This window comes from Lunatibacter salilacus (assembly GCF_009797935.1).
GTDB classification, from domain to species: domain Bacteria; phylum Bacteroidota; class Bacteroidia; order Cytophagales; family Cyclobacteriaceae; genus Lunatibacter; species Lunatibacter salilacus.
Genome location: NZ_VOLC01000014.1, coordinates 62,014 through 74,614, shown reverse-complemented (window position 1 = coordinate 74,614; position 12,601 = coordinate 62,014). Strand labels below are relative to the sequence as shown.

The 12,601-nt window shown below is 42.8% G+C and carries 10 protein-coding genes; 6 read left to right on the top strand and 4 right to left on the bottom strand.

The genetic code is table 11. The features are described 5' to 3' along the window. The first annotated feature begins 1 nt into the window (after window position 1). Entirely contained in the window at window positions 2–841 is an 840-nt protein-coding gene (locus FQ608_RS18175) for a DUF4249 family protein (RefSeq protein WP_158859911.1), read from the top strand. 124 nt (window positions 842–965) lie between these two features. Here FQ608_RS18175 and FQ608_RS18170 read toward each other — a convergent pair whose 3' ends face one another. The 4 genes from FQ608_RS18170 to FQ608_RS18155 all read right to left on the bottom strand — a co-directional run bounded on the left by FQ608_RS18170 (window position 966) and on the right by FQ608_RS18155 (window position 7,536). Continuing rightward, window positions 966–4,142 (bottom strand): efflux RND transporter permease subunit, encoded by a 3,177-nt coding sequence (locus FQ608_RS18170; protein ID WP_158859910.1) that lies wholly within the window; start codon window positions 4,140–4,142, stop codon window positions 966–968. A 2-nt stretch (window positions 4,143–4,144) separates the two neighbouring features. Beyond that, a complete protein-coding gene (locus tag FQ608_RS18165) occupies window positions 4,145–5,239 on the bottom strand; it encodes an efflux RND transporter periplasmic adaptor subunit (RefSeq protein ID WP_158859909.1) in 1,095 nt (364 codons plus the stop codon). A 2-nt stretch (window positions 5,240–5,241) separates the two neighbouring features. Continuing rightward, on the bottom strand, window positions 5,242–6,582 hold the full coding sequence (locus tag FQ608_RS18160; protein ID WP_158859908.1) for a TolC family protein: 1,341 nt from the start codon (window positions 6,580–6,582) through the stop codon (window positions 5,242–5,244). Window positions 6,583–6,702: 120 nt separating this feature from the next. Further along, window positions 6,703–7,536: an SDR family NAD(P)-dependent oxidoreductase gene (locus FQ608_RS18155; protein WP_158859907.1), complete on the bottom strand. Its 834-nt coding sequence runs from the start codon at window positions 7,534–7,536 to the stop codon at window positions 6,703–6,705. A gap of 229 nt (window positions 7,537–7,765) precedes the next feature. Here FQ608_RS18155 and FQ608_RS18150 point away from each other — a divergent pair, with 229 nt between their 5' ends. The 5 genes from FQ608_RS18150 (at window position 7,766) to FQ608_RS18130 (ending at window position 12,593) form a co-directional block, all read left to right on the top strand. Beyond that, complete coding sequence (locus FQ608_RS18150) at window positions 7,766–8,590, top strand: 1-acyl-sn-glycerol-3-phosphate acyltransferase (RefSeq protein ID WP_234364266.1); 825 nt, start codon at window positions 7,766–7,768, stop codon at window positions 8,588–8,590. A 2-nt stretch (window positions 8,591–8,592) separates the two neighbouring features. Further along, window positions 8,593–9,546, top strand: a complete 954-nt coding sequence (locus FQ608_RS18145) for a GNAT family N-acetyltransferase (protein ID WP_158859906.1) — start codon at window positions 8,593–8,595, stop codon at window positions 9,544–9,546. A 42-nt stretch (window positions 9,547–9,588) separates the two neighbouring features. Beyond that, window positions 9,589–10,626, top strand: a complete 1,038-nt coding sequence (locus FQ608_RS18140) for an aldo/keto reductase (protein ID WP_158859905.1) — start codon at window positions 9,589–9,591, stop codon at window positions 10,624–10,626. Window positions 10,627–10,649: 23 nt separating this feature from the next. Beyond that, window positions 10,650–11,966, top strand: coding sequence for an L-fucose:H+ symporter permease (gene fucP, locus FQ608_RS18135; RefSeq protein WP_158859904.1), 1,317 nt, complete (start codon window positions 10,650–10,652; stop codon window positions 11,964–11,966). 411 nt (window positions 11,967–12,377) lie between these two features. Beyond that, a complete protein-coding gene (locus FQ608_RS18130) occupies window positions 12,378–12,593 on the top strand; it encodes a hypothetical protein (protein WP_158859903.1) in 216 nt (71 codons plus the stop codon). Window positions 12,594–12,601: the final 8 nt, after the last annotated feature.

Sequence of the window (12,601 nt, the reverse complement as noted above, 5' to 3'; positions counted from 1 at the left end):
TATGAAAAAGTATTTATACTTGAACTTATTTATTCTACTTGCCCTCTTTTCCTGCCAAGAAGAAGTGCATTTGGAATTAAAAAACATGGAGAAGATCCCTGTAATAGAAGCCATTTGGACTAATCGGTCAAGCGTCAATAAAGTATCGGTAACATATAGTCGGGATTTTTATGATACGCTTTCCAATGAAATCCTATCTGAGGCGGACGTGTCCATTACCAACCTTCAATCTGGAAACCGGATAGAATTTATGTATGTTGATGATTTAGGGCATTTTCTTCCCTTGAACAATCAGGTAGCTGAAATTGGAAGTAAATATCGGCTGGAAGTAAAATATGACGGTCAGGTATATTTTTCCGAAGGGGAAATGTTAGCGCCTCCCGTATTGGACAGCGTTACCTATGCGTTCTCCGAAGAACAGTTTTTCAGGGATGAGGGATACTATGTGACTGTCTATGGTAAAATTCCGTTTGATAGGGACAATTATTACAGGGTCAAAATTATTCGAAATGACACCCTACTTAACAGACGGTCGGATTACCTTCTATTTGATGATTCGTTTGGCACCTCAATTTTGGACAATGGATTTGAACTGGGCGGATTTGCTTTCGAAAAGAACGACAAGGTCAAGTTAGAACTTTATAGGCTAAACCAAGCTCCCTACAATTACCTGAATCAGCTGGTTAATTTGCTGTTTAACGATGGTGGTCTCTTCAGTCCACCTCCCCAAAATCCAACAACAAATATTTACGTTGAAAATGGAAACGGAAGGGTGGGAGGTTATTTCGTTACCTCTCCGGTTTTGAGCGAAACCATTAAAATTAGTGATGAAGAAAAGTAACACCTCAAATCCGCTGTATTTAGCTGTAACAGATGAAAAAAAACCTTCCAGATTTCACCTATTTGATTTGAACAACTAGCTTTTTATCAAAAAAACCTGGAAGGTTTCGGATCTAGGGTAATAATTAATCAGTTTCCGCGGAGCTGTTTTCCATTTTGATCCGTTTTAATTCTGCCTTACTGTAGGCAATTTTGGTAATTAGTACAAATAATACAGGAACGATAAAAATGGTAATAAATGTAGCGGTGACCATTCCGCCCAACACTGTCCACCCAATAGTTTGCCGGGCGACTGAACCTGCGCCGGATGCAAAGGCAAGAGGCATTACACCAAGAATGAAGGCCATGGAGGTCATTAGAATAGGCCTCAGCCTTAATTTAGCAGCCAATTTCGCCGCCTTTTTTATAGGTATTCCCCGATCTACCCGCTCTTTGGCATACTCTACGATCAGGATGGAGTTTTTTGCCGCTAACCCCACCAAGGTAAGAAATCCAATCTGAGCGTAAACATTGTTCGTCAGGGAGGGGAACAATAACAAGGTGGTAATAGCACCAAAAATACCAGTGGGAACAGCCAATAGTACAGAAAAGGGTACTGACCAACTTTCATAAAGTGCCGTCAGACAGAGAAAGACAAATGTAATGGACAATAAAAATATAAGTGCTGTACTGCCACCTGACCTTATCTCTTCCCGAGTGATGCCTGAGAATTCATATCCAAATCCCGCGGGCAAACTTTCAGCAGCTTGGGCAATCACCCGCTCTATTGCTTGACCTGAGCTGTACCCTGCTGCGGCATCCCCGTTGATGGTGGCCGATCGGAACAAATTGTAATGATTGATTAGCGGCGCATTCTCTATGATTTCGGTGGTTACCAAGTTGCTGATAGGAAGCATGTCGCCCCGGTTGTTTTTGACAAAGAATTGGTTCAAGGATGACAAGTCCTCCCGGTACATGGTGTCTGCCTGGGCTACTACCCGGAAGTTTCTACCGTAAAGTATAAAATCATTTACATAAAAGCTGCCGAGATAAACTTGTAGGGTATTGAAGGCATCACCTATGTTTACACCAAGTCTGGCGGTTTTTTCTCTGTCCAGGTTGATCTTGTAGGAGGGTGTGGAAGCACTGAATAGACTGAAGGAGTTGGATATTTCCTCACTCTCGTTGAGCTCACCGACGAAGTCTTTTATTTGCTGATCAAACTCCTGTATGGTGGAGGTTCCTTGCAAATCCTGCAGTACCACATTAAACCCGGATGTGGTTCCGAGGCCGGGGATGGCAGCAGGCGCTACAATGATAATGGATGCTTCCGGCAGTTCATCCCTCAATTCCCGCAGAAGACGATTGCGTATTGCAAATGAATTTTGGTCCGTACCCTTCCTTTCACTCCAAGGTTTTAGTTGACAAAATACGGTCCCTGTGTTTGATTTGCTCGAGAAGTTGACTGCATTCAAGCCCGTCACCGCAGTGAAATGGAAAATATCTTCTTCCTCTGCCAATAACCCCATTAATTTCTCTATGGTCTCCAAGCTCCTTGCAGTGGAAGCACCTTCTGGCAATTCATAGGTGACAAAAAGCCGCCCTTCGTCCTCATTGGGGATAAATCCGGTAGGTTTTTGGTTAAATAGAAGTAATGTGACGCCTCCCAATACCACCAAACCCAGAAATATATACTTTCCTTTCGAAAAACTTTTTGCGATAACGGCTTCATAGCGGTCATTGAAATAGGAAAACTTCTGGTTGAATCCATAGAAAAACCGGTCAAGAAGATTTTTGGAGGAGGAGTTCCTATCCTTTTTTGGTTTAAGAATCAGGGAGCACAAAGCCGGTGTAAGTGACAGCGCCACAAATCCCGAAATAATACCAGATGCGGCAATCGCCATGGCAAATTGCTGATATAATCTTCCCACGATGCCAGGGATAAACCCAACCGGTATAAAAACTGCCGCAACAATTAAGGACATCGCTATCACCGGTCCTGAAATATCTTTCATCGCTTTGGTGACGGCCTCCTTAGCTTTAATGCCTTCTTTTTCCATATAGGCAATCGTAGCTTCCACCACGACAATGGCATCATCCACGACAATACCTATAGCCAACACAAACCCGAACAAGGTTAGGTTATTAATAGAAAATCCCAACGGCAAAAACAGGGCAAACGTGCCGATGATAGACACTGGAATAATTAGAATAGGGATAAGCGTACTCCTCCAATCTTGTAGGAAAATGTAGACCACGATGGAAACGAGTAGGAGGGCAATAAACAAGGTTTCTACCACCTCACCAATGGAAACTCTCACTACCGATGCGGATTCGAATGGAATGACATATTCCAGATCTGATGGAAAGTTTTCCTGAATTCTTTCCATAGCCGCTTTGATCCCCACTTCAGTATCCAGGATATTGCTGTCCGGAGTCTGAAAGATGATCAGATAGGCGGCGGGTTTTCCGTCGGTAAAATTGCTTGTAGAATAATCAAACCGCCCCAATTCTACTCGGGCTACGTCTTTGAGATAGACGATCCGCTGATCGTCCTCTGATACTTTTAGAATGACGTTCTCAAATTCCTCCGGGGAATTGAGCCGCCCGTTTGTGAATAGCGTGTACTCAAAAGCCTGATAGTCACGCTGAGGAGGGGTGCCAATAGCACCTGCCGCTACCTGAATGTTCTGTTCACGGAGTGCTGATACAATTTCGCTGGAAGTAAGGCCTAACTGGAAAAGTTTTTCGGGCTGTAACCAAATCCTCATACTAAAATCTTCCGACCTGCTGAAAATATCTCCTACTCCCGGTACTCTTAGCAACTCGTCCTTGATATAGATATTGGAATAATTGTTCAGGAAGTCGATATTGTGGGAACCCTCAGGAGAAAAAATTGACACAATTAAAAGAAGGCTGGGGTTTCTCTTTCTGATGGTGATTCCCAGTCTGCGTACTTCCTCAGGAAGCAGGGGTTCCGCTACATTTATTCGGTTCTGAACCTCGACTGCGGCAGTGTTTATGTCTGTTCCTACCTCGAAGGTAATGTTCATCGACATCAAGCCTTCGTTGCTACTGGTGCTTTCAATGTACGCCATACCCGGAGTTCCGTTAATTTGAGTTTCTAAGGGGGTGGCTACGGTTTGTTCTATGGTTTCGGCATCTGCCCCGGTGTAGGTGGCGGTGACCTGAATGACAGGAGGGGTTATATTTGGGTATTGGGCTACTGGCAAATTAATAATTGCAAGAGTCCCAAGCAACAGAAGGACGAGGGATAAAACAATTGCTGCATTAGGTCTCTTGATGAAAATGGATGAAATCATGCTCAGTTTTCGTTTTTGATTTGGATTTTATCCCCATCGGCGATTTTTTGCACTCCGCTTACAACTATTTGTTGGCCTGCCTGCAATCCTTCCTGAATTACCACCCGATCTTTACTTTTGTTTCCAGTCTTTACCGTGACTTGTCTTGCTTCTCCATTATCAGCAACATAGACATATACCTCTCCCAAACGCTCTACCAAAGCCTTCTGAAGTACCGTGATCTGGGATTCGGGTGATGTCCTTGTATATAGCAAAGTAGCGTTAAGCCCGGGTTTAAGCGAATAGTCGGTGTTGGGAAATCTTAACCGAATCTGTATAGTGCCCGTACCCCGGTCGATCGCCCTATCAATGGTTTCGATAGACCCGGGAAAAGGGTAAAGTTGCTGATTGGGAAGCAAAAGCCTAAAAACTGAGTCAGCTGACACTTTTTCCGGCTGCGCCAAAAGTTGGGTAAAATCATTCAATGATTTTTCATCCGCATAAAAATCCAAGCCCATGGGATCGTCAGCACTGATTACATTTAGCAGGGTTTGTCCCGGAGTGACCAAGGCACCCAGGCGCACGGACGAAAAACCAACAGTACCCGCAAAGGGCGCTCGTATCGTTGCATAGCCGAGATCTGTATTTGCATTGTCAACAGCAGCTTGGGCACGTAGGAGCTCCTGCTGACTGCTCACCAAATCTGTCAGCGCATCGTCATAAATCTTTCCGGCAATTGCGTTTCCCTCCCTAAGTTTCTCATACCGGGTTATGTCCCGTTCTGATCGGGCCTGATTGGCTCTGGCAATTTCAAGTTGGGATTGGGCCTGATCTAGCTGGGCTTGATACCTGCTTCTGTCAATTTGGTAAAGAATCTGACCCTGACGCACCCGCTCCCCGTCCGCTACTTGAATTTGAGTAATATATCCAACCACATCGGCACGGAGCTCTACTTCCTTTAAGGCGACAACTGACGCAGGATATCTTTGTTCCAAACTCACCATTTCGGAAATTGCCTCATCGACTGTTACAATGGTGGGTTGATTTTCAGTCACTTTGTCTTCGGCACAGCCTAGGAAAATGAGCAAACTGATGCCAAGGGTTGTTTTTTTCATCATCGTCAATAGTCTATTATTACCTCTCCACGAGCCCGCTGTACCGCTAGCTTACTCGTCAATACGGCAAATAGGGATCTGGTATAATTGATTCTACTCGTACGTAGGTCAGTTTCTGCTACAATTACTTCTAGAAAATTTTTAATGCCTTCTTCATATTGCAAAGAAACAACCTCGTAAATTTCCTCCGCCAGTTTTTTGTTTCGTTCTTGAATGTTAAATAGATACAACTGGTTTTTATACCTGCTTATCGCTTCCTGGTGTGCAGCCTGTACTTGGTTGCTGAAATCATTCTGCTCCAATTCCAGATTGTCAAGCTGAAGAGCGGCCTCCCGAGCCTCAAAGATCCTGCGGCCTCCCTGGAAAAGAGGGTAATTAAGCCGCACGCCTATCAGTGAAAAAGGATATCCCTGATCAAATAACTCATTTCCGATAGGACTTAGATACAGTATGTTGTAATTGTAAAAAGCTGATAATGTTGGAATGAATTTTCGTTTTTGGTAGCGGATTTCAGCTTCCTGCAAGCCTCTTCGGGTCTCGAGAAGTTGATATTCTATTCGGTTGCCTACTATGGGTTGGTCGAGCGTATCCAGATATATTTCATCCAGTAGCTCTTCCAAAGAGGCGGTCAACTCAAGGGATCTTTCTTTAGGATAACCCATTAGTGAATTGAGCTGTGCAGATTTTATTTTAGTTTCTTCCCGGTATTCATAGAGCGCGCTTTGGCTATTTTGGATATTTATTAGTGCCCGCTTGTAATCTATTTGATCAGTTAATCCGGTTTCGTACATCAGCTTGGCATCTTGGAGTTGTTTTTCTTGTCTTCTGATGTCTTCACTGGTAAGTTGCACCTGCTCCTGAGCCAAGAGTGCTTCGTAGAAAGTAACTGTTAGTTGATTGACAAGTTCTATTTTAAAATCCTCCAAGGACTGAGCAGCTTGTTTCCTAAGTGGACTTGCCTGATGTTGGGAGCGGATGAGCTCGTTGTTAATAAGTGGTTGATTGACCGAAAAATTAAGACTGGAATTAAACGGAATACCGGTTCGTACCTCTTGGAATTGTCCGGATTCAGGATTATTGAAATCAGGAAAAATTGCTGTCGGCTGCGAAAAATACCGGACGTAATCGCCGTCGACCACTACTTCGGGAAGCCACCCAGAGAGATTGGCTTTAACCTGATACCCCACGATTGATTCCTGATTTTTATATTGCAGCAATACCGGGTTTTGTTCCAGTCCGATAGCCAAAACCTCTTCCAATGTAAGTTCATTCTCTGGTAAAGATTGACTGTTAGCATCTAGAAAAAACGCCATCCAGCAGGCAAGGAAAAATACGGTTCTGTTCATATCATCAAAACAAATCGAGGAATAGGGTATCCGGGATAAATTTAGGCTACATGTTCTTGTAAGTATCCCCCTAGTTGGGAGGCATTTGAATAGACGAATTTCCCAATAATTCCATTCCCATCAAAGGTATTCTTTCACCAAATCCTGACTCAAGATCCAGAGCTTTTCCCGAAGCGTGGCTGATGCGGCAGTTTTAGAGGGGTTTGCCGGTTTGGATTTCTTGAAATAGGCTCCGGATTCTAGGGAAGCGGTAGCTGTGGATGCAAGAAAAACAGTGGTTTTTGCTCCTTGAGCTGCATTAATCATGAAAGGTTGGGCAAGTTTTATCAGGATCTTAAAAACTCCTGAAAAATCCCCCCCAAAATTCGTTTTTACAACCCCGGGATGCAGTGAGTAGGAATAGATTCCTTTATCTGCGTATTTTTCAGAAAGAGATTTACTAAATAGTATATTGAATAATTTGGCATTGGCATAGGCGGGGAACGAACTATACTTAGATATGTCGTTGATCTCCTTCAGTTTAGGTTTTGCGGCTTTGTGAGCTTCAGAGCTCACGTTAATTACTTTTGCCTCTCCCGCATTTTCCAATAAAGGCCTCAATTTGATGGTTAAAAGAAAATGCCCCAAGTGATTGATTTGGAAGGTTTGTTCCAGCTTGTCCACTGTAAGTTTGCCTTCCGGAAAAATTCCCCCGGCATTGTTTATCAACACATGGAGGGAATCTACCTGGTCTTTGATCAAGTCTGCAGCTTTTGATACAGATGTCAAATCTCCCAAGTCGCAGGGAATGATAACAAACTTTCCTTTATCGTAAGACGAAAAATATTCAGCTATAAGAGAAACTGCTTTTTCTTCGCTTCTTACAAGTAAAAATATCCTGTTGAATTTTGATGCGAGAGCTTTTACAGTTTCTACACCTATCCCTGAGGTTGGGCCCGTAATGGCTAGATTCATTTAGTGATTATTTAGGTGGCTTACAAATTACAACCGTTATCTGCTGCAAATTGTTCATTGGTTTTGTGACAATAGCGTTTCTATAAATTGTTTTCTCCTTCAAGCACCCGTTTTTGCGGGGTTTTATAGTCTGAATTGTAGGGGAAGCTTTCCGGTCATAATTCCCAAAGATGAATTTTGTCCCCTGCTAAATTAATTTTTTATATTTTTGTGAGGTAAAAAAATAAGCGTGGAGAAAAAGGAAAAGTTTATAGACATCAAAAAGGTGATTTCGGGAAAAAACCCCGGACTTGTCAAATGGATGCCGAGGTTTGTTTTATCGTACATCAAAAGGATTGTACACGAAGATGAAGTCAACCGAGTGATGGCTAAACATGGGCACCTTTATGGGTTGGAATATGTAGATGCCCTCATCGGTGAATTTGGTGTAGAGGTTTCCTATATGGGAGAAGAAAACATTCCCTTGGATAGGTCTGTTATTTTCGCATCCAACCATCCGCTCGGAGCACTAGATGGAGTGGTATTGATGCATGTGTTGGGTAAGTTCAGGAATGACCTGAAGTTTCTGGTAAACGATATACTTTTAAATATTCCCAATTTTGGAGATTTGTTCGTCCCCGTCAATAAACATGGAAGTAGTGGCAAGCGTGGTGTGGAGATGATAGAGGAGACGTATTCTGGTAAAGATGCCGTTATTGTTTTTCCAGCAGGATTAGTTTCCCGCAAACAGGAATTCGGTATAAAGGACTTGGAATGGAAAAAAAGTTTCATCAATAAAGCGAAAAAGTATAAAAAGGATGTAGTCCCCATTTATGTGGAGGGGAAAAACTCCGAATTTTTTTATAATCTTGCGAGAATTAGAAAGAAAGTAGGCATAAAGGCAAACATTGAGATGTTCTATCTGGCAGATGAAATGTTTGGCCAGAAAAATAAAAAAATAGTTGTCCATATAGGAAAACCCATTTCTTACAAGTACTTTGATGCTTCAAAGAGTGACCTATACTGGGCGGAAGCAGTCAAAAACATGGTTTACGAGTTAGCCCAAGATAAATAAATATGCAAGAAATAATAGCTCCAATAGACCGAGCGACGTTAAAGAATGAGCTTAACCAAGAGAGATTTTTACGTTACGTCAATAATGGAGAAAATGAAATTTACCTGGTAAATCACCATAACGCTCCACATGTCATGCAGGAGATTGGACGATTGCGGGAAGTTTCCTTTCGTGCAGCAGGAGGTGGTACAGGGTTACCTTTAGATATTGACAAAAATGATACCTGCAAGAAATGCTACGAGCAATTAATAGCCTGGAATCCAGTGGATGAAGAAATTATAGCGGGATATCGCTTAATTAAATGTTCCGAAGCAGGAGTCGATGGCCACGGCAACCTGAACTTGTCCACCGCCCATCTGTTTAAATTTTCCGATAAATTCATCAGCGACTATCTTCCGTACACCATTGAGCTGGGCAGGTCCTGGGTTCAACCGCGGTATCAGCCAAGTATGGACAATCGAAAAGGCCTCTTTTCCTTGGACAACCTGTGGGATGGTCTCGGAGCAGTGGTCATGATTAATCCGGAAATCAAGTTTTTATTCGGCAAGGTAACGATGTATCCCCACTACAACCAAGAAGCGAGAGATATCCTGTTGTATTTTATGAACCATTATTTTCCCGACAAAGATAAGCTTGTTGAACCTATGGAAAGATTGGATTACAAAGGCGATGTGGCCACAGTCCAGGGAATGTTTGACGGTCTTTCCTATAAAGAAGGGTATAAGCTGTTAAATTCTAAAGTTAGGGGATTGGGAGAAAACATTCCCCCTCTCATCAACACGTATATGAACCTATCTTCAACGATGAAAACTTTCGGAACCGCTATGAATTATGAATTTGGTGCTGTGGAAGAGACCGGAATACTACTGACTATAGCCGATATATACGACACAAAGAAACACCGCCATTTGGATACTTTTGAACGAGACAGGTATTACGACAAAAAAAAGGTATAGTGATTCAATCAAGTGGATTTATTCCCCAATCTTCGGTATAAAATGGTGGAAACGGCAGCTTTTGGAAAAACCGGGTTGATGATTCCCTCCATAGTCTTTGGAAGTAGTGATTTAGGAAATCTCTACAGGGCCATGCCACTGGAGGAAAAGTGTGGAATTATAAAAAAGTGTCTAGACCTGACAGCCCCAAATACCGTTTTTGATTCTGCCGGAAAATATGGTGCGGGGCTTGCTTTGGAGGTTTTGGGAGAATGCTTGCATCAACTGGAGATTCCTGCCGATAAAATAGTCATCAGCAACAAATTGGGATGGGTTAGAAGCCCCTTGATAGGACCTGAGCCTACTTTTGAGCCCGGTGTGTGGAAAGATATCAGCCACGATGCCGTTCAACGGATAAGTTATGACGGTATTTTGGAATGTTTTGAGGAAGGGAATCAACTGCTCAAACACTATGTCCCCCAATTGGTATCCGTCCACGATCCAGACGAATACCTGGCAGCGGCGAAGGATACAGCGGAGGAGGAGAGGCGATTTGAAGATATTTTGGAAGCATATAGAGCTCTTCATGATTTAAAAAAGCAGGGCTTGATCGCCGGGATAGGAGTTGGAGCCAAAGACTGGCGGGTAATACCCCGTATTTATGACCAGGTAGACTTGGATTGGGTAATGATTGCCAATAGCCTTACGGTTTACCACCATCCCCAGCCCTTGCTTGACTTTATAGAACAACTTCGAGTTCAGCAAGTAGGGATTATCAATGCCGCTGTTTTTCAGGGCGGATTTTTGGTGGGCGGGGACCACTTTAATTACCTCCCAATACGTCCGGATACCCCAGAAAATATAGCCTTGTTAAACTGGCGTAAGTCATTTTTTGATGTATGCCAATCATTTGGAATCGTACCTTCCCATGCCTGTATACAGTTTGGTCTTTCGGTACCGGGAGTGTCTAGTGTGGCACTGAGCACTGCGGACCAAGATAAAGTTGCCGAAAATTTCAGGGCAACGAGGGAACCTATTTCTCCTGAATTTTGGGAAGAAATGAAGAATCGCAAGTTAATTTCCAACATAAGCTTTCTGTAAACCATTTACCTCCAAATAAACCCATGTCCCAATCCAGCACAACAGCCAAATCCAGCCTTATTTCGAAGAAAGATTTCTGGCCCTTTCTTTTATTGACCTCGCTATTTGCCCTATGGGGTGTTGCGCACAACATGACTGATACCCTGTTGGCGGCGTTCAAACGCATTATGAGTATGACAGATTTCCAGACTTCCTGGATACAACTGGCATTTTACGGTTCCTATTTTTGCCTTGCCTTGCCTGCCGCACTTTTTATCCGAAAATACACTTACAAATCCGGGATTTTATTAGGTCTTGGACTTTTTGCGGTCGGCTCTTTATTGTTTTATCCCGCCGGTGTCACCATGTCGTACGGTTTTTTCCTCCTTGCACTGTACGTGTTGGCAGGAGGTCTTTCGATATTAGAAACTGCTGCCAATCCTTATATCCTTGTAATCGGACCCCAAGAAACTGCCACTCAACGCCTTAATTTGGCACAGTCCTTTAACCCAATAGGTTCGGTAGTTGGCGTTTATCTGAGTAAGGTGTTTATTCTTTCCAATTTGAACACTGCCGAAGCTACGGATCGGTCGAGCATGAGTCCGGAAGCGCTCAAGGCAATACAATCTGAGGAATTAATCGGGGTTATGGGTACTTACGTGGGAGTTGCTTTATTTTTAGTTGTCGTTTGGTTTGTCATAAAAGCAGTCCGCATGCCAGTGGCATCGGAGACGGTCGAGACGGACGGTGTCATTGCCGGATTTAAGCGCTTGCTTAAAAATAAGAATTACAAACTTGGGGTAATGGCTCAGTTTTTCTATGTGGGCGCCCAGATTGGAGTTTGGTCATTTACTATCCGGTATGTCATGGTAGAACTCAACATGAATGAAAGTGAAGCTTCCGATTACTATCTGTTATCTTTAATTTTGTTTGCGTTGAGCCGCTTTTTGTTTACCGGCCTAATGAAATTTTTCAAACCTTCAATCCTTTTGGCTATCTCCTCGTTTGCTGCTTTAATCTGCTGTCTGCTGGTGATTTACTCCAACGGAATGGTAGGCGTCATCGCTTTGGTCATGGTATCTGTATGTATGTCGCTTATGTTCCCAACTATTTATGGATTGTCCGCAGTTGGATTGGGGAATGACACAAAACTTGGGGGTTCGGGACTGATTATGGCTATACTGGGTGGTGCAGTGATCACTGCTGCACAAGGTCAAGTATCGGATATAACGGGAAATATAGGGCTATCCTATTATGTGCCGGTAGTGTGCTTTGCCGTGGTGATGTATTTTGGATTAAACAATTATTTCTCTAAAAACAAACCCATGGCCCCCCCTGTAAAAATGGTAACACCTAACTGAGAATGTTAAAATAGACCGATTTAAAATAGGGGGGCATTGGTAACAATATCGAGCCGGATTTGTCTACTATTGTCTCCCGTATAGGTATTTTCATAAGTGTTTTGACCTTATCTATGAGTCTACTACTGCTCTAGGGATGAACTCTCTGTCAGAACCCTTAAAATCACGTCGTCTGATAAGGCCTAAAATCATGATGATAGGTAGACAGATTGAGATTTGGTATGCTGAATAAGAAAAATCATTGATTTTATATTTTTGTTTGAGTCTATTTCTTTTTTTTCAGCCATATTGAAATTATATTGGGACGTTGGTTCACCCCGATCAAAAATACATAGAGGCACTTATCACCAACGACCAAGCTTTATTTGAAGACTAAATAGTGAGGCTGAAAAAAATCTAGGTTTAGCCCACTTGGCACAGGATGAATTTGATCAAGCATTGATATACTTTGAAAAGCTGGCTTCCAGAGACCTTCATTCCAATGAGGGTAAATTTCTGCAGGCCATGGCTCTATTGAAAACGGGGGATTCTGAAGATTTTTATTTAGCTGAAATATTGTTGAGCGAAGTCGTGAATTTGCAGTTGGCACGCAATAAAGAAGCAAAAAGGTGGCTTGAAGCACTTTAAGTATTTTT

Excerpts from the sequence above, each read along its gene's own strand:
- FQ608_RS18175 (WP_158859911.1), top strand. The coding sequence starts at position 2 with ATGAAAAAGTATTTATACTTGAACTTATTTATTCTACTTGCCCTCTTT.
- FQ608_RS18170 (WP_158859910.1), bottom strand. The coding sequence starts at position 4,142 with ATGATTTCATCCATTTTCATCAAGAGACCTAATGCAGCAATTGTTTTA.
- FQ608_RS18165 (WP_158859909.1), bottom strand. The coding sequence starts at position 5,239 with ATGATGAAAAAAACAACCCTTGGCATCAGTTTGCTCATTTTCCTAGGC.
- FQ608_RS18160 (WP_158859908.1), bottom strand. The coding sequence starts at position 6,582 with ATGAACAGAACCGTATTTTTCCTTGCCTGCTGGATGGCGTTTTTTCTA.
- FQ608_RS18155 (WP_158859907.1), bottom strand. The coding sequence starts at position 7,536 with ATGAATCTAGCCATTACGGGCCCAACCTCAGGGATAGGTGTAGAAACT.
- FQ608_RS18145 (WP_158859906.1), top strand. The coding sequence starts at position 8,593 with ATGCAAGAAATAATAGCTCCAATAGACCGAGCGACGTTAAAGAATGAG.
- FQ608_RS18140 (WP_158859905.1), top strand. The coding sequence starts at position 9,589 with ATGGTGGAAACGGCAGCTTTTGGAAAAACCGGGTTGATGATTCCCTCC.
- fucP (WP_158859904.1), top strand. The coding sequence starts at position 10,650 with ATGTCCCAATCCAGCACAACAGCCAAATCCAGCCTTATTTCGAAGAAA.